Origin of the sequence: Novosphingobium sp. TCA1 (genome assembly GCF_009811895.1) — a bacterium.
GTDB lineage: Bacteria > Pseudomonadota > Alphaproteobacteria > Sphingomonadales > Sphingomonadaceae > Novosphingobium > Novosphingobium panipatense_A.
Window position 1 is genome coordinate 1 of sequence record NZ_BLJH01000053.1, and the last position, 16,737, is coordinate 16,737.

General features: G+C 58.3%; 13 protein-coding genes and 3 pseudogenes. 10 read left to right on the plus strand and 6 right to left on the minus strand.

Annotation, left to right across the window (positions count from 1 at the left end; genetic code table 11):
- Positions 1 to 287: 287 nt before the first annotated feature.
- Positions 288 to 644 (minus strand): annotated as a pseudogene (locus NTCA1_RS26520) (transposase); the annotation flags it as partial.
- 141 nt (positions 645 to 785) lie between these two features.
- Here NTCA1_RS26520 and istA (NTCA1_RS26525) point away from each other — a divergent pair.
- Positions 786 to 2,042 (plus strand): IS21 family transposase, encoded by a 1,257-nt coding sequence (istA, locus tag NTCA1_RS26525; protein ID WP_159832332.1) that lies wholly within the window; start codon positions 786 to 788, stop codon positions 2,040 to 2,042.
- The gene (istB, locus tag NTCA1_RS26530; RefSeq protein ID WP_159832333.1) at positions 2,039 to 2,896 is read left to right on the plus strand and encodes an IS21-like element helper ATPase IstB; all 858 of its coding nucleotides are present in this window, start codon (positions 2,039 to 2,041) and stop codon (positions 2,894 to 2,896) included. Before istA (NTCA1_RS26525) ends, istB (NTCA1_RS26530) begins: the two co-directional genes overlap by 4 nt.
- 76 nt (positions 2,897 to 2,972) lie before the next feature.
- Here istB (NTCA1_RS26530) and NTCA1_RS26535 read toward each other — a convergent pair.
- The 3 genes and pseudogenes from NTCA1_RS26535 to NTCA1_RS26550 all read right to left on the minus strand — a co-directional run.
- Positions 2,973 to 3,650, minus strand: a pseudogene (locus NTCA1_RS26535) (transposase); the annotation flags it as partial.
- A gap of 386 nt (positions 3,651 to 4,036) precedes the next feature.
- Positions 4,037 to 5,400 (minus strand): IS3 family transposase gene (locus NTCA1_RS26545; RefSeq protein ID WP_159832335.1). Its coding sequence is split into 2 segments (ribosomal slippage): positions 4,037 to 5,050 and positions 5,053 to 5,400, totalling 1,362 coding nucleotides; the frame shifts between segments, so codons are not numbered across the junction.
- A 53-nt stretch (positions 5,401 to 5,453) separates the two neighbouring features.
- On the minus strand, positions 5,454 to 6,512 hold the full coding sequence (locus NTCA1_RS26550; protein WP_159832336.1) for a hypothetical protein: 1,059 nt from the start codon (positions 6,510 to 6,512) through the stop codon (positions 5,454 to 5,456).
- A 349-nt stretch (positions 6,513 to 6,861) separates the two neighbouring features.
- On the opposite strand from NTCA1_RS26550, the gene NTCA1_RS26555 reads away from it, so the two are divergent.
- The 7 genes and pseudogenes from NTCA1_RS26555 to tnpB all read left to right on the plus strand — a co-directional run bounded on the left by NTCA1_RS26555 (position 6,862) and on the right by tnpB (position 12,450).
- A complete protein-coding gene (locus tag NTCA1_RS26555) occupies positions 6,862 to 8,100 on the plus strand; it encodes a phytanoyl-CoA dioxygenase family protein (protein ID WP_159832337.1) in 1,239 nt (412 codons plus the stop codon).
- 133 nt (positions 8,101 to 8,233) lie between these two features.
- Entirely contained in the window at positions 8,234 to 8,974 is a 741-nt protein-coding gene (locus NTCA1_RS26560) for a bifunctional 2-polyprenyl-6-hydroxyphenol methylase/3-demethylubiquinol 3-O-methyltransferase UbiG (protein ID WP_236549592.1), read from the plus strand.
- A 208-nt stretch (positions 8,975 to 9,182) separates the two neighbouring features.
- Positions 9,183 to 9,407 carry an IS66 family transposase gene (locus NTCA1_RS26565; protein ID WP_236549593.1) on the plus strand — a complete coding sequence of 75 codons (225 nt, stop codon included), beginning with the start codon at positions 9,183 to 9,185 and terminating at the stop codon, positions 9,405 to 9,407.
- Between the two features lie 321 nt (positions 9,408 to 9,728).
- Complete coding sequence (locus NTCA1_RS26570; RefSeq protein ID WP_159832339.1) at positions 9,729 to 11,141, plus strand: IS4 family transposase; 1,413 nt, start codon at positions 9,729 to 9,731, stop codon at positions 11,139 to 11,141.
- 34 nt (positions 11,142 to 11,175) lie between these two features.
- A pseudogene (locus NTCA1_RS26575) lies at positions 11,176 to 11,568 on the plus strand (transposase); the annotation flags it as partial.
- Positions 11,569 to 11,656: 88 nt separating this feature from the next.
- On the plus strand, positions 11,657 to 12,100 hold the full coding sequence (locus NTCA1_RS26580) for a transposase (RefSeq protein WP_159832340.1): 444 nt from the start codon (positions 11,657 to 11,659) through the stop codon (positions 12,098 to 12,100).
- Positions 12,097 to 12,450 carry an IS66 family insertion sequence element accessory protein TnpB gene (gene tnpB, locus NTCA1_RS26585; RefSeq protein WP_159832341.1) on the plus strand — a complete coding sequence of 118 codons (354 nt, stop codon included), beginning with the start codon at positions 12,097 to 12,099 and terminating at the stop codon, positions 12,448 to 12,450. The genes NTCA1_RS26580 and tnpB overlap by 4 nt, the downstream gene beginning before the upstream one ends.
- Before the next feature lie 229 nt (positions 12,451 to 12,679).
- Here tnpB and istB (NTCA1_RS26590) read toward each other — a convergent pair whose 3' ends face one another.
- On the minus strand, positions 12,680 to 13,420 hold the full coding sequence (gene istB / locus NTCA1_RS26590; protein ID WP_159832342.1) for an IS21-like element helper ATPase IstB: 741 nt from the start codon (positions 13,418 to 13,420) through the stop codon (positions 12,680 to 12,682).
- Positions 13,421 to 13,430: 10 nt separating this feature from the next.
- Positions 13,431 to 14,957, minus strand: a complete 1,527-nt coding sequence (istA, locus tag NTCA1_RS26595) for an IS21 family transposase (protein ID WP_201282609.1) — start codon at positions 14,955 to 14,957, stop codon at positions 13,431 to 13,433.
- A gap of 181 nt (positions 14,958 to 15,138) precedes the next feature.
- Between istA (NTCA1_RS26595) and NTCA1_RS26600 the strand changes: the two genes are divergently transcribed.
- On the plus strand, positions 15,139 to 16,635 hold the full coding sequence (locus NTCA1_RS26600) for an IS66 family transposase (protein ID WP_159832343.1): 1,497 nt from the start codon (positions 15,139 to 15,141) through the stop codon (positions 16,633 to 16,635).
- Positions 16,636 to 16,737: the final 102 nt, after the last annotated feature.

The following is a 16,737-nucleotide window of genomic DNA, read 5'->3' on the forward strand; positions in this document are numbered from 1 at the left end:
AAGGACGGCGTGAATCATAACATGCTGGTATTGCTCAACAACTTTTGGATCAGGCTCTAATAGCGGGATTTACAAGCGCCTTCTTGCGTGAGGTTGTTTGCCGGGAGCACGGTCGTCTACGCGGTCGACATTGGTCGCCGCATCATGGGGCTTCGCGGGACAGTCCTTCCAATGTATGTCTCGCACGATCCGAGCGGGCTCGAGGTGCAACGGTCTTAACGGAATGGACCAGCCTGCGTCCCGGCAGGGGCGCCTCTTCGCGCCTTTAGCGCAGCAGAGCTCGTGAGTTAGGCGGTCGCTGCCTCCTTGTTGAACAGTTCACCGGAACGGAGCATCGCGTGCATGATGACGGCGAGCTTGCGGGCAACAGCAATGGCGGATCGTTTGAAGCCGATCTTTTCGCGCAGTTTCATGCCCCAGTTGCGCAAATCGCTGTTGGCCTGGCTGCGGGTCAGGATCACCACCGCGGCTTCATATAGGAGCGATCGCACATGGGCGTCTCCCCGTCGGGAGATATGGCCGTCATAATCAACCTCGCCCGATTGATACCGGCGCGTCGTCAGGCCCAGCCAGGCACCCACCGACCGTGACCGCTTGAAGTTCGATGCATCCTCGACGGCAGTGAGATAGGCCGTGGCTGTCAGTGGGCGTGTAATTCTCCGCAAATGTGGGCTTTGAAAATTCCCTGATTGTTGGACCTGGTTCCCCAATGAGCCGGGGTTAACCCCGGCTCATTGGGGAACTCCAAATTCGGCGCGATGATCTCCTGCAGGAGGCAGCGCCCGATGATCCGACTTGGAGAAGCCATGATGATACTGGAGCTGAACCGGCAGGGGCTGTCGGTGACCGCCATCGCCCGTCGAACGGGCCGCGACCCCAAGACCGTTCGCAAATACATTGAGCGCGGCGTTGAGGTGCCCGCTTACGGTCCTCGTAAATTGGGGCGACCATGCAAGATCGCTCCTTACATGGAATTCCTGCGTGAGCGGATTACCGCGTTTCCCGATCTGACGGCCTCGCGGCTCACCCGTGAGATCAGGGAGATGGGCTATGTCGGCGCCTATACCGCAGTGAAGCGCTATCTCGCAGCAATCCGGCCGGAACATGATCCCAAGCCCTACGAGGTTCGCTTCGAGACCAAGGCCGGCGTCCAGGCCCAGGTCGACTTCGCCCGGTTCGTCGTCGAGTTTACCGACGAACCAGGGGCGGCGCGCATCGTCTGGCTATTCGGCCTCGTGCTCGGCTACTCGCGGTTCCTGTTTGCCCGCTATGTGTTGCACCAGGATCTGCAAACGCTCCTGCGCTGTCATATGCAGGCGTTCGAGGCGCTGGACGGCGTACCGATCGAGATCCTTTACGACCGGATGAAGACTGCGGTGACCGGCGAGGATGCCCAGGGCCACATCGTCTACAACACCTCGCTGCTGGCGCTGGCGAAGCATTATCGGTTCCAGCCCAGGGCCTGCCGCCCCTATCGCGCCAAAACGAAGGGCAAAGTTGAGCGGCCCTTCCGCTATATCCGCGAGGACTTTTTCTTGGGCCGCAGCTTCCGCAACATGGAGGACCTCAACGCTCAGCTCATCGACTGGCTCGACAACGTCGCGAATGTGCGCGTGCATGGGACGACCCAGCGCGTGGTGACGGAGGCCTTCGCCGAGGAGCAAGAAGAGCTGCAACGCCTGCCCGAGCACCGCTTCAACGCCGTTTTGAAACTCGAGCGGCGGGTCAGCCACGACGGCCTCGTGGCCGTCGGTGGCAACTATTACAGCGTTCCTGACCGAACTCGCCGGATCGTTGAGATCGAGCAGTTGCCGGACCTGGTCCGCATCATCGATCGCGGCATCATCGTTGCCGAACATCCTGTGCTCGAAGGGCGCCGGCAATATCGCATCGATCAGCGCCATCGCACCGGACGGCCCACTTCGCGAACGCAGGACCGGCCCATGACGGTGATCGGCCGGATCGGCGATCATGTGCCGCTGCGTTCGCTCGCGATCTACGAGGCCATCGGCGCGAGCCTGGCCATGGAGGGTCGGCCATGAACGGTGCAGCACCATCTGCGCGCGTCGACTCCATCCGCCGGAGCTTGGTCAGCCTCAAGATGCCCCGTGCGCTCGAAATACTCGATGCGACCCTACGGCGTATCGAGCAGGGCCAGATCGACGGCATCGAAGCGCTTGACGAGTTGCTCGGCGAAGAACTCTCGCTACGCGAGAACCGGCGGATCAAGGCGGCCCTGCGCATGGCCCGGTTACCGGTCGTCAAGACCCTGGCTGGCTACGACTTCTCGTTCCAACCCTCGCTCGACCGCAATCGTATCCTCGCGCTCGCCGGCCTCGACTTCATCGAACGGGCCGAGGTTGTCCACCTGCTCGGTCCGCCTGGTACCGGCAAGAGCCACATCGCGACCGCACTGGCGGTCGAGGCCGTGCGCGCCGGCAAGGCGGTCTACTTCATCCCTCTGGCCGATCTGATCGCCCAGCTTGCCAAGGCCGAGCGAGAAGGCACACTCAGGGAGAAGATCCGCTTCCTCACCAGGGCATCGCTGTTGGTCGTCGACGAGATCGGATACCTGCCGGTCACGCCCGGCGGCGCCAACCTGTTCTTCCAGCTCGTCAACGCACGCTACGAGAAGGGCGCAATGATCCTCACCTCCAACCGCGGCTTCGCTGAATGGGGAGAGGTCTTCGGTGATCCCGTCGTCGCCACGGCCCTGCTCGACCGGCTGCTGCACCACGCCGTCGTCATCCAGATCGAGGGGTCCAGCTATCGCATGCGTGAGCACGCGGGGCTTGTGCCCGAAAACGTGCGCAGCGGCGCCGCGTTCAATCCGCCCCCGCAAAAGCGGCGCGGCCGTCCACCGGTGAAAGGAAAAACCGATCTCGAATACGGCTGATCACCATGCCATCCCGAACCACCAACCTAGGGAATTTTGGGCGCCCACATCTGGGGAAAGTTCGGTGCCCGTTGACAGTGGCTGTGATCGCACCAATGCCTGGGATCGACATCAGCAACTGACATTGCTCGCTTCTGCGTGCTTCGGCGAGGAGTTGCTGCGTCAGTCTGGCTGCCTGGAGGCGAAGAGCGCGCCAGGCTTCGAGCAAGGGCAGGATGATTTGCGAGAGTGCGGCGCTGTCGGCGAGAAGAGAGCGAACATGCGCTTCGAACTTGCCACCCATGCTGCGCGGAACGATGAGGCCGAACGTCTTCATCAATCCCCGGACCTGGTTCGCCACGTCCAGTGTCGTTCGCACGAGTTTCGCTCGAGCCGCGACAAGCGTCCGGGACAGCATGCTGTCGAAGCCCTTAACCCGGACTTCGCGGAAGAAACCGACCTCTGCCAGATGTGCGAGCCCGTCGGCATCATTGGCATCGGTCTTGTTAGCGGCCATGTCGAGCGAGGCCTTGGCGTGGCGGGCGTCGATGCAGATCGCCGGCATTCCTTCCGCGGTCAGGGCATGAAAAAACCAGACTGAAAGCGGCCCGGTCTCGAAGACCACGCGCTTGGCCGCAGGCGCGCGCTTTCGGATCAATGCCGCAAGAAGCTGCGGATCCGAGGGGCACTTGCCTCGCCAGACGCGCTGTCCGTTGCGCCGAATGGATACCGCGGTTTCTTTCAGCGACACGTCCAGCCCGATATACTCGTCCATGGTTGTTCTCCCTGAGGTTGGGCCCGGTCACCAATCGAGAGCCCGTTCGTCATCATAGCGGGGAACAACCACCTCACTTATCGCGAATCCTGTCGATGGGTGACCGCTCCCGCGATTACCCCATGTATGTCCGCTGCGCGACTGAGGGCGACCCTGCGCTTACACTGTGTTGGCGAGGGCGGCACAGGTGCTGAGCCCTCGCTATCGCGGAGATGGTGTCATGGATGAGCTACGAGAGGCGTTCGTCGGCATTGACGTTGCAAAGCTACGCAACGCCGTTGCCGTTGCCGACGGTGGACGCATGGGCGAAGTTGTCCGTCGTCGAGACATTTGGCACAGATCGGGGCGTGGATTAGCGGAGAGCGAGCCTCGTCTGGGGGTTGATGTTAGGCGGCGAGCTTGCGGTGAAGCAAGCGGCGATATTCGATGGTTTTTTGCTTGATGGTTTCGCGACGCTTGATGATAGCGGGAGCCCTGCCGAAGTAGGCGTCAGCGGGCGTCACGTTGTTCAGGCTCTCGTGGTAGCGCTGGTGATTGTAGTGCTCCACGAACGCTTCGATCTGGGCTTCGAGGTCGCCGGGCAGGAAGTAATGTTCCAACAGGATGCGATTCTTCAAGGTCTGGTGCCAGCGCTCGATCTTGCCCTGCGTTTGCGGATGCAACGGGGCGCCACGGACGTGACTCATCTGCTGGGCCTCGATGTACTCGGCGAGTTCGCCCGCGATGTAACTGGGGCCGTTGTCGGATAGTAGCCGGGGCTTGTGCAGGACCGTGGCGCTGTCGCAGCCCGATGCCTTGAGGGCCAAGTCCAGCGTGTCAGTGACGTCCTCGGCGCGCATGTTGGTGCACAGTTTCCAGGCAATGATGTAGCGCGAGTAGTCGTCGAGCACGGTCGACAGGTACATCCAGCCCCACCCGATGATCTTGAAGTAGGTGAAGTCGGTTTGCCACATCTCATTCGGCCGGGTGGTCTTCGTGTGGAACTGGTCAGCGGCCTTGATCACGGTATAGGCTGGACTGGTGATCAGGTCATGGGCCTTCAACAGGCGGTAAACCGTGGCTTCCGACACGAAATAGCGCTTCTCGTCGGTGAAGCGCACCGCCAGTTCGCGAGGGGAAAGCTCGGTCGCCTCGAGCGCCATCTCGACGATCTGCGCGCGGATATCCTCGGTGATGCGGTTCCACACCCGGCTCGGCGCCGAGGGGCGATCCTCCAGGGCTTCAGGACCGCCCTCAAGGAAGCGGTCATACCAGCGGTAGAACGTCCGGCGAGGAATACCCAGCTTGTCCAGAGTGTGCTTGGCCGGCAGGTGCGACTGCTCGACGATCCTGATAATCTCCAGCTTTTCTGCGGCGGGGTACCTCATTCGTCGTCGCCCCCATCCGCGATCATGCTTTTTTTGAGCAGGCGGTTTTCCAACGTCAGGTCAGCAACGCATTCCTTCAGGGCACGGGCTTCACGGCGCAGATCCTGCACCTCGCCCGTGGTCGCAGAACGGGCGGTATCGCCCGCGAGCCGGCGTTTGCCGGCCTCCATGAACTCTTTCGACCAGGTGTAGTAGAGGCTCTGGGCGATGCCTTCACGCCGACACAGCTCGGCGATGCTGTCCTCGCCGCGCAATCCGTCGAGCACGATGCGGATCTTGTCCTCGGCCGAGAAATGCCGCCGCGTCTGTCGGCGAATGTCTTTCACCACGGCTTCGGCAGAGGCCTTTGCTGGCGATTTTCGCAAGGAGGGTTTGGGCTTCATCTTCGTTCCTTCGTCACTACGACGAAGCCCAAACCCTCCTTAAATCTCAACCCCTAATCTGTGCCATGGGCGCTGACGCCGGACAGATCGTTCCCAGGATGACCAGGCACAAATTCTTCTGCAACGACACCCTGATTGCCGACAAGAGGGCTGAAGTCATCTATGAAATTCAATCTTAGATGTTCTGACATTTTTTTCAATTTATGATTATATAAAGCATGCATTTCTGTCCTCGATCTCATCGATGGAATTTCCAAATTCCTTACTTGCTTAGATATACTTTCGGGACTTACCCCAGTTTCTGCGAATGCTATGTTCGCGTTGACATATCCCTCATTCCACGCCGCGTCCGTAAGGGTAGGCGGAAAAATAGAACAAACGCTCAATCGGCCAATATAACTTATTTCACGCAAGAATTTTTCGTAACTTGAAATAGATAAATCAACAAAATCAACAAAATCTGGAAGAGAAAACAAATTTCCGTCCAGTTTTATGCGCTTAAATGTCGAGGTAAATTCGACATCCACTTGGCCAAATTTAAAGAATATTTCCGGGATAGCGATATTCTCGGATTGAAGTTTTTTTAGCCATTCATAAATTCGACGCCCAAATCCACTTCGAGTATCCTCTCGCCCCAGTCCAAGTGCAGTTGCTCCACTGCATACCAAATTGACCGGAACAAATATGCGCCCGTCGACATCGATAAATCGGGAATATAATTCGGAATGACTGTCGCCTATAACTATATAAGGGACGAAATTAGCTGATTTTATCTCTTTTATTAATTCAATCAAATGGTCCCAATTGGATTTTGCCGCAGTCTGGAACTGCCTCACCATCACTCCCGACGCCAAAAGCTTCTGGTATCCCGTGTTTTCAATCGACAGATTCAACAGCTCTGAGATGCCCTGCATTGGCCTTCCCATCGGAAAATCTCTATTTTCACGAAAGCCCTGCAATATGAAATGATAGGTGGCCTGATCTTCATTAAAGTTCTTCATGTCATTAACTGAATTAATATATTCAGCTGGATCAAAACCACATGCGCGAACTGCTGAGATTAATTTATCTAATGGGCAGGGGGAAATTATGCGCTTCAGCATTTCTATCATGAAATTTTTCTCCAGACGAATATATTGAAATCAATTTCACCGAAAATTGCAACCGCAACTATATTATCGAAGAAATTACTATACTGACGTCCCAGTACAGGTGGACTCACCAGAAGCGTTTGAAAATCTGTCAGAAGTGGATTTTGTAGCACTGTCCACGCTATCCAGCCATTGAGTAATATCCGGCGGGCATCTGAACGGAGGGAGCAGTCGGTACCGCCCCCCATCCACATTTTCAAGCGATCTCGCCCTCTCAATCGTCCGCGACCCCCCTGATTTCAGCCAATTTTCTCTTGCTCAACCGAAATATTGCAGATTATATGCAGCGAAGCATAAGGGTAAGGTGCGCATGATTAATACAAACGAAGCTGCGTTTTTAGAACTTTCGGCTACTAATCTGCAGATTGCAAACCGCGCAGATCCTAAAGACATGTTCGGTCTACTCTCTGTCAAAGGATACGTCGTTGGACAAGTAGATGATTACGGGACACTGACTGTAGAATTTGCAGGTCATACCTGCACTTTACCGGCAGCACAGGTTATGTGGCCGCAAAGTGAAAATACGCGATGCGTCGAATTTCACCTGCTTACCCACCTGATCCCGAACGGTGTTCATGAGGTTTCGGCAAAGTTAAATCTTGCTGATGGTCAACAACTTGATTTCCCTCCGCTTAGCCTGAATATTTCTAATGATGGCCCTTTGGCACATCAAGTTTCCGAAGACCTTCGCGCATTTAATGCGCCACTGATTACGGGCCGCATCATTGACAGCAGCCTATTTCCTTATGGGAATGGGACCGCTCGAGCCTGGTTTAACGATGCCACGGTAGAGGATGTCGACCTTAGCTTTGAACCTGCTAACGATGCAACGGCGGCCCAGAAGCATCTTTTGCGCTGGGGATTTTGCGTTTTGCACGAGCAATTGCCTAGCGATCTAATTGAAAATTTCAATCGTGATCTTGCAAGCGCGATTGCCGTTGGTGATCTGCAGTATAGAGCAGGATCCAGTGATCGTATACATGGTGCTCATCGTAAGATACCGGCTGCACGCGCTGTTTGGCTATACCCTCCTGTTATTGATTTCCTGGAAAGTTTCTTCAAGGATACACCGTGCGCCTGCCAAACACTCACTTATGTCAATGGTAGCGAGCAGGATGCACATCAGGACTCAATCCATCTTACTCCCTACCCTTCCGGGTTCATGTGCGGTGTATGGATTGCGCTGCAAGATATTGAGGCCGATTCAGGAGAGCTTTTCGTTTATCCAGGTAGCCATCGTTCAGGTAGCATTCGAGCTCGCGATCTTGGCGTAGGAAAAATAGTCAACGAAGATTATTCACCTTATCACGTTTTTGCTACTGCTATTGAGAATATTATTGAGCAAGAGGGATACGAGAAGGTAGTCTATCGCCCCAAGGCTGGACAGATACTTGTTTGGCATGAAAACCTCATTCATGGAGGAAGCCCTCGGGCTGACCAAAGTCGTTCTCGACTTAGTGTCGTAAGCCATTACTATGCCAAGGGATCCGTCGGTTTTTACGACAGCCGCGGTGAGGCAGCCGCTCTGGAAACATTGGCAAAGATGTAATCGAAGCACCACGGTAACATCTGGCACTATTCCGAAACGTCGGCTTCGCACGCCGGCGTTTCGTTTACCTGCTCTGTTCACAAGATCGTGGAACAGCGATGCAAGCCTCGGCTTCGCGTCCAAAGGGGGACACGTGAGACTGCTAGCGCGACTGATAAAACCCAAGATTCACCTCAGCCATTCAATCGTCGATTATCAGAATCTAGTGCGCAAAAAACTGCGTGCTGATCCTGAAAATCGCTCCCTTGCACTTGCCCAGGCCATCGGTGCGACAACGATGGAAAGCTTCCATGCTCAGGGTGATGGGCACGTGGCGGTTCTCAAAGCTCACGGCTTGCACGACGGGATGGCTATCTATGACCTCGGCTGCGGTTGTGGTCGCACAGCTCAGGCCCTTCGGCGTGCAGGATGGCGTGGATCCTACAAAGGGGCTGATGTCGTCCCCGAGCTATTGGCTGAACTGCTGGAGAAGTGTCCCGATTACGAGATCATCCTCAATTTCACGCCGCAGATCATGGCGGATGACGAAAGCCTGGATATTGTGTTCCACTGGTCAGTCTTTACGCACCTATATCCGGCAGAATCGTATCTTTACACACGCGATGCTTATCGGGCGCTAAAGCCCGGCGGCAAGATGATCTTCTCGTTCCTTGAGCTCGAGGATCAAGCTCACGATCGCGTTTGGGATGCCAATTTGAGCCGCATCGAAGCCGGTCAAAGGGCAGAGCAACTTGATGCTTTTCTTCACCGCGACTGGATTTGCAGATTTGCGCAAGACGCAGGTTTCTCCGCTCCGCGGTTCACCGATGGCTCGGACAATTCCACCCATCCGGCTTTCTGGCAGGCTCTTGCTATATTGGAAAAGCCTGTCTGAGCCGTATTGGCTTAGTCGTTATCACCGAACAGAACGAGGGATCCGGCACTTCATCGGCTGGGGTTAGCTCCGGCCGATGAAGCAAATTTGGCCGGCGTCATGAACCCTAGGGATGTGTGAGGTCGGGTCTCGTGGAAGCCCCTCCGCCTAGTTGCCCGCCGCTTCGAAGCCGACCACGATGGGCCCCCCGATGGCGGCGAGTTGGTCTGTGAGAGCTAGCTCACTGGTCGCGACCGAGGTACTGCGCCGGATCGTCATGCTCCACGCAATCGAGGACGAGGTTCGCAGCACCTCGACAGAGCACCGCTGCTCCATGCGCGCCGAACAGGCACGCCTCATCGTGGATGATCTGCACATCTACCCAGAGGCACGACTTCGTCAGGTCAGCCCCAAAAGCAAGCTCGCCGATGCCATACGCTACGCGCTTACCTGATCTGCCCCCACCGTGGACCGATTAGCTTGTTATTGCATTAAGCTCCGACCCTGTCCCGGAAAATGCCTCCAGCGAGAATGCGAGAAATCTGGCAAAATCGAAACAGCGTGGAGCTGAAGATTGTGCATGAAGAAGTCGAAGTTCACAGGCGAACAGATTGCGTTTGCGCTACGCTAGGCGGAGGTCGGGAGTAACCGTCCGATTGTTCTTGCTCTTACCCACAAGTGGTCGCGGGCGTGATTCCGTTTATCGCGCGTCCGTTGTCTGGCTGGAATCGGTCATGATTCATTCTCCGGCACCTTCGGGTAGCGAGGTGCGGAGATGGAACAGAGCTGGGTGGAAACGGAAACGGCGGAATCCAATTTGGGTGATGCACGGCTGAACCGACGACTTGGGGCCATGCTTGAAGCACTCGAAGAGCGACCTGGGCAATCTTTGCCCACGGCATTTCAGGACTGGTCGAATACCAAGGCGGCCTACCGCTTCTTTTCGAATGAGAACGTCAGCGAAGACAAAATCCTGGAAGGTCATTTTGCAGCCTCGGCCTTGCGCATTCAGGCAACCGAGGGCCCTATACTGATCTTGCAGGATACCACCGAATTCAACTTCAAACGCGCGGATCCGAACAAGATCGGCTTCACCAAGGTCTCGACTGGACGCAAGCAGAAGGATGGCCGGTTTCAGAAGTTCACGGTCTGCGGTCTACTGATGCATGTCAGCCTTGCGATCACACCAGAGGGGCTGCCATTGGGCCTGACCGCGGCGAAATTCTGGTCGCGTTCCAAATTCAAGGGAACAGCGGAACTCAAGCGCAGGGTCAATCTGACCAGAATTCCCATCGATCAAAAGGAAAGTATCCGCTGGCTTGATAATTTGCGCCTGTCTACCGAATTGGCTGGGGCGCCAGACCGGTGTGTGCATATCGGCGATCGGGAAAGCGACATTTACGAGCTCTATTGCCTTGCTGAAGATCTCGGTACCAAATTCCTCGTGCGCAGTTGCGTCGACCGTCTGGCTGAAGACGGCACGACGACCATTACCCAGGTGATGGAAAGCACGCCGTCCAGCGGCACGCACGAAATCCAGTTCCGCGATGCACAAGGCAAGGAGCAGCACGCAGTGCTACGCGTGCGGCATGCGACAATGACGGTTCGTCCGCCGATCGGAAAACAAAAGAAATACAGGCATCAAGAGCTCCAGATCATACATGCTGAAGAACTCGATCCGCCGGAAGGCCGCGCGCCGATATGCTGGAAGCTCATTACCAACTTGCCGGTCTCAAACCATGCGGATGCCGTGCATAAGCTGGAATGGTACGCCCGGCGCTGGAAGATTGAAACATTCTTCCGAACCCTGAAAACCGGATGCCGGATCGAGGAGCTCCGCCTGACTACCGTCAACCGCTTGGCCAATTGCATCGCATTGTGCTGCGTCGTTGCCTGGCGCGTATCATGGCTGACGATATTGGCTCGTGAAGCACCAGAGGCCTCACCTGCTGCCGTCTTCACCGAAGCGGAGCGCAATCTGCTCGATCGCTCCACGCCTACGTTGAAACGTATAACCTCCCGCGATCTCGCCTTCTATATCAGAGCCGTCGCAAAGCTTGGCGGCTATCTTGACCGTGCAGCCGATCCTCCACCAGGTACGACCGTCATATGGAGAGGCATGTCGCGCCTCGCCGATCTCGTCGAGGGCGCCCGCATCTCAAGACCCCCATTGGGCACTTGTGGGTAAGAGCAAGCCCAGTCGGACGGTTACCGACAGCTCGCCGGTCGCGACCGAGGTGCTGCGCCGGATCGCAGTGCTCTACGCGATCGAGGAAGAGGTTCGCGGCACTTCGGCGGGGCAGCGCCGCACCGTGCGCGCCGAACAGGCCCGCGTCATCGTGGATGACCTGCACATCTACCTCGAGGCACGACTTCGTCAGGTTAGCGCCAAGAGCAAGCTCGCCGATGCCATCCGCTACGCGCTCACCCGCTGGTCCGGGCTGTCGCTGTTCCTCGAAGACGGCCGCGTCGAGCTGGATTCCAACACTGTCGAGCGATCAATCCGTCCGCTGGCCCTCAATCGCAAGAACGCCCTCTTCGCAGGCTCTGACGAAGGCGGCGACAACTGGGCGGTCATCGCCACGCTGATCGAGAACTGCAAGATCTCAGGCATCAACCGTTAGCGATGCGAGCGTCCCACGTGGACGGTGTTGAATGCCGAGCCGATGACCCTGCCTTTGATTGGCAGCGGAGATGGCAGAGATGCTCGAAGACAAGAACAGCGGATCGAACTGCGATTTAAACAGTGCGGCACAGTGTGCGAATTCGAATTGGGACGGTGTGCCGCACAGCGCAAAGTCGGATTTAGCCGAAGCGACAATCCTGGCCCCGCAGAAGCGCAACCGACGGTGGGATCCTCGCGAGAAGGCGCGGATCACGGCAGAGAGCTTTGAGCCGGGCGCCAACATCAGTGCGGTGGCGCGGCACCATGGCGTAAGCCCTGGACTGCTCCATTATTGGCGGCGAACCGTGCGCGACCGAACAGCGATGGAACCGATCTCGTTTGTGCCGCTAGAAGTTGATGACAGCGTGCAGGCTCCAGAAGGAAGCCTCGAGATTGAGTTCGAAAGTGCCCATGTCGTGGTGCGCGGCGCGGTGGACGCGGGCGTCCTGAAAATTGTGTGCGAGGCGCTGCGGCAGGGATGATCGGCGGGCACAGCGATCTGAAGGTCGTGCTGGTGGCGGGACCGATCGACTTCAGGGCCGGTATCAACAAGCTCGCCTCGCTGGTGGCCAACGAGTTGGGCCGAGATCCTTACTCCAACGATGTCTTCGTGTTCCGGTCGAAGCGGATGGACCGCCTGAAGCTCCTGCATTTTGACGGATCTGGAACCATCATGGTGACGAAGTGGCTTGAGGCCGGAAAGTTTTTCTGGCCTCCCGTAACAGGCGGGGTGATCAAGCTGACCTCGGCGCAGATGACGCTGCTGCTGGCTGGAATGGACTGGCGCCGTCTCGAGGAAAACGCGGTAAAAAGGCCAGAAATAGCGGGGTGAAGTGTTGGTTTTACTGGGGTTTTAGGAGATTGTGTGCTAGCAAAATCATGTGTCCCGACCCCCGGAAAATCAGGCTGCTGCACTTGATGCGATGACCCGCCGGGTGGCGGTGCGGATTCCGATGATCCCGGCCGCCTGTTCCAATCTGATCCCGGCCATCATTCCGATTTGATCCCGGCCGGGCAGAAGCCAGATCGTTTCGCCTGATGGCATTAGGGATTGGCGGTGGTCAAGCGGCGGTTTGGGTCGCAGGCCGGCGCATGGATTCACCTTCAAGTTCGAGCCGGTTTGCATTGTGAACGAGGCGGTCCAGGATCGCATCGGCGTAGGTCGGATCATTTATGGTCTGATGCCAGCGAGCCACGGGAAGTTGGCTGGTGACGAGCGTGGAGCGTTGACCGTAGCGGTCTTCGAGGATTTCTAGGAGATGATGCCGGGCGTTGCCGTCGAGTGGCTGAAGCCCCCAATCGTCCAGTATCAGCAACTCGACCTTGGCGAGGCTTCTCATGCGGGCGGCGATACGGCCGTCACCCTTGGCCAGCGTCAGTTCGTCAATCAGCCGTGGCAACCGGGTGTACAGAACCGAACGGTTATCGCGGCAGGCCTTGTGGCCGATCGCACAGGCCAACCAACTTTTGCCGATGCCGGTCGGTCCGATGATGGCCAAGTTTTCGTGCCTGGAGATCCATTCGCCAGCGAGCAGCGTCTCGAAGAGCCGGCGATCAAGGCTGCGGCGCGTTCGGTAATCAACATCCTCAGGCACGGCGCGGTGCCGCAGTTTCGCGTGACGCAGGCGCAGAGCGAGGCGTCTGTCATTTCGGTACGTGGCCTCGTGGTCGAGTAGCAGCGCCAGCCATTCGGCATGGCTGAGGCTCGCCGCGTCATCGTTGCCTTCCATCTCGGCGAAGGCCTTGGCCATGCCGGCGAGGCCGAGATGGCCCAGAAGGTCCAGAGTGGGATGCTTCAGCATTCTTGCTCCTTCAGTTGTAGTAGCTCGAGCCGCGGATGTTGGAGTGGATGATCGGCTCTTGCTCGGGGGATTGGGGAACCGGGACCTGATCGAGGCCCTTCTCGAGGATCGATTTGACCGACGGGTAATTGCGCGCCTGGATTTCCAGCGCGCGCAGCGCCGCGGCTTCGAGCCGCTGGGCGCCGAATCGCCTCTCGAGCCCGATGATGCCCAGACAGGATCGGTAGCCCTGTTCGGGATGGGGTTTTGCCTCGATGACCTTCTCCACCAATAGGGACAACATCGGCCCGATCCGGCTTGCCTCTTCGCGGATCTTTGCCGGCGTCCATTCGCCGTAGCGCCGATGGCTGGAGGGCATGTGCTCGGGGACTGTGGTGTGCCGGCCATTCCCGCTGCCGCGCATGTGCACGGCGATACGCTCGCCTCCCAGGAAGATCTCTACCGTGTTGGCAGTGAACCGAGCTTCGACCTCGCGGCGGGCGAAGCGGTGCGGGACGGAGTAATGGTGCCGCTCGATCGCGATATGGTAATCGAGCCCGACGCGGCAGCGTCGCCATTCGGCGTGAACCCACGGCTCTGCCGGCAGCGGCTTGAGGTTCGGAACATCGACTTCGTCGAACAGCTGGCGGCGCGTCTTGCCGAACTGGCGTAGCACCCGCCGGTCATTGAGATCGGCAAGGCATTCGGTGATCGCTGCGTTTACCTCGGCGAGGCTGTAGAAGATCCGGTTACGTAAGCGGCCCAATAGCCAGCGCTCAATGATACCGACGCAAGCCTCGACCTTGGCCTTGTCCCGCGGTTTGCGCGGCCGGGTCGGCAGGATCGCCGTACCGTAATGCCGGGCCATGTCGGTGTAACTGCGGTTCACCTGAGGATCGAAGTGACAGGCCTTGATCACCGCCACCTTGGCATTGTCGGGCACCAGCAACTGGGGAACGCCGCGGAAGAAGGCGAAGGCGGCATTGTTGCCCGCGATCCAGTCGGGAAACTGCTCGGTCCATGTCGCCAGCGCAAACGACAGGCTCGAGCCGCCCATCACGGCGACGAAGATGTGGGCACCGCGGACTTCCCTGGTCCTGCGGTCCACCACGACCGGCACCGTATCGCCAGCGTAATCAAGGAACAGCTTTTCGCCCCCGGCATGGCTTTGGCGCATGACCAGCGGCAAGCGGCCTTCCCAGCGGCGGAACAGATCGCAGAACCGGCTGTAGCGATATCCGTCTGGATGTTCGGCGCGGTACTCCTCCCAGAGCACCTGCAGCGTCACGTGTTTGCGCTTCAGTTCGCGCGCTACCACCGGCCAGTCCGGCTCCGGAAGCTTGCGTCGGCCAGGTTTGACGCCGGAGGCGCCATACAAGCGTCCCTCCAGATCTATGTCACCAATCTCGGACGGAACCGGCCATGCCAATCCCGAGCTATCGAAGCGCACGATCATGTCGCGCACTGTTGATCGAGCAAGGCCAGTCAGCCGGGCGATCTCGCGCATCGGGACACAAGCCTCCCGATGCATTCTCATTACTTCGCGCACATGGCGCATCTTCGGCCTCCTCGTCGGCATCTCCATCCTCCGGCTACTGCGCCGATAGGATGGACCCAACGATCGGGCTTCTCACTCCCTCCCGGGTGGCCGGGAATTGCTCGGAATGGTGGCCGGCATCATCTCGGAATCCCGGCCGGGATCAAATCGGAATGGTGGCCGGGATGACCCCGGAATCCGCATGGCGGAACTGGAGGCCGAACTCGAGGCGGCCTCCAGGCTGCTGAACACCTACAAGGCCATGCTGTTCGGCTCGCGCTGCGAGCAAGCGCGTATCGTTCTGGACGGGCAAGGCAGCCTCGATCTGGGCGACCTGAGCGCCGCTTGCGTGGCGCCGGCGGCGAACGACGATCCGATGCCCAAGGCGGTAAAGGCTCGTGCCAGGCGCAACATCGGCGCTCTGCCCAAACATCTGCCCCGGATCGTTCATGTCATCGAACCTGGCAGCACGCAGTGCGCCTGCTGCGAAGGCCGCATGCACAAGATCGGCGAGGACGTGAGCGAGGCGCTCGACATCGTGCCGGCCATCCTGCGTGTGATTGCTACCGTCCGTCCGAAGTATGCCTGCCGAAACTGCGAGAGCGGCATCGTCCAGGCGCCGGCGCCGCGCAGGATGATCGAAGGCGGAATGGCGACGACCTCGCTGATCGCCTGGATCGTGACACAACGCTTTGCCTGGTACCTTCCGGTTTATCGCCAGGCTCAGATGCTGGCAGGGCATGGGCTGCAGATTGATCGATCGACGCTGACGCGCTGGCTGAAATGCGCAGCTTGGTGGCTCGAAGGCCTCTATGACCTGCAATTGCGGGCAATCCATAGTCATCCGCGCATCCATGTTGACGAAACCCGGATGCCTGTGATTGGCGGTGGCAATGGCAAGGTTCGCATCGATCAGTTCTGGGCCCACGGCACGGACGACCGTCCCTGGAACGGGCCGGCGCCACCGGCAGTGTGCTATGTCCATGCCAGATCTCGAAGCCACCGCGCGATATCCGAGCAGCTTGGCCGCTATCAGGGCGTGCTCCAGGTCGATGGCTATACTGCCTACAAGGGCCTGGAGAGCCCAGACGGGTTGTCCGGAGGCATCCAGCTCGCGTTCTGCCTTGCTCACCTGCGTCGGCGCTTCGTCGATCTGCATAAGAGCACCCGATCGCCGATTACCGCGCAGATCATCGCCTTGCTGGGCCACATCTACAGGATCGAGGCGGAAATCCGTGGCACCAGTGCCGTACATCGGCTCCTCACGCGGCAGGAAAAATCCAGGCCTATCATGGAAGAGCTCAAGGCACTGCTCGACGATACCTTGCCGCGCGTCTCACAGGTCTCGGATCTGGCAGGGCACATCCGCTATGCTCAAGGTCACTGGCGCGGCCTCACCCTGTTCCTTGAGGATGGCCGCGTCGAGGTCGATAACAACATGATCGAAAGGCAAATGCGCCCGATTGGAATCGGGCGCCGCAATAGCCTGTTCGCTGGCAACGAAGGCGGGGCCCATACATGGGCGGTACTCGCTTCCTTGCTCCAGACAGCAAAATTGAACGGGCTCGATCCGTTCACCTGGCTGAGCGATGTGCTGACCCGGATCATATCGGGCGACGTCCTTAACAACGATCTGGACCAACTCCTGGCGTGGAACTGGCGGCCTGCCGAACCTACGGTTATGCGACTGGCCGCATGAGCAGCACCAATCGCTTCAAGCGCCCAAAGAAGCCCAGAAGAGCGTAAGCGGTAAAGATCCCCCACATTTTCAGATGCTCCGAGGTTGGTAAGTTTCGCCGCA

Excerpts from the sequence above, each read along its gene's own strand:
- tnpB (WP_159832341.1), top strand. The coding sequence starts at position 12,097 with ATGATCGGCGGGCACAGCGATCTGAAGGTCGTGCTGGTGGCGGGACCG.
- NTCA1_RS26570 (WP_159832339.1), top strand. The coding sequence starts at position 9,729 with ATGGAACAGAGCTGGGTGGAAACGGAAACGGCGGAATCCAATTTGGGT.
- NTCA1_RS26550 (WP_159832336.1), bottom strand. The coding sequence starts at position 6,512 with ATGATAGAAATGCTGAAGCGCATAATTTCCCCCTGCCCATTAGATAAA.
- NTCA1_RS26580 (WP_159832340.1), top strand. The coding sequence starts at position 11,657 with ATGCTCGAAGACAAGAACAGCGGATCGAACTGCGATTTAAACAGTGCG.
- NTCA1_RS26555 (WP_159832337.1), top strand. The coding sequence starts at position 6,862 with ATGATTAATACAAACGAAGCTGCGTTTTTAGAACTTTCGGCTACTAAT.
- istA (WP_201282609.1), bottom strand. The coding sequence starts at position 14,957 with ATGCGCCATGTGCGCGAAGTAATGAGAATGCATCGGGAGGCTTGTGTC.
- istB (WP_159832342.1), bottom strand. The coding sequence starts at position 13,420 with ATGCTGAAGCATCCCACTCTGGACCTTCTGGGCCATCTCGGCCTCGCC.
- NTCA1_RS26600 (WP_159832343.1), top strand. The coding sequence starts at position 15,139 with ATGGCGGAACTGGAGGCCGAACTCGAGGCGGCCTCCAGGCTGCTGAAC.
- istA (WP_159832332.1), top strand. The coding sequence starts at position 786 with ATGATCCGACTTGGAGAAGCCATGATGATACTGGAGCTGAACCGGCAG.
- istB (WP_159832333.1), top strand. The coding sequence starts at position 2,039 with ATGAACGGTGCAGCACCATCTGCGCGCGTCGACTCCATCCGCCGGAGC.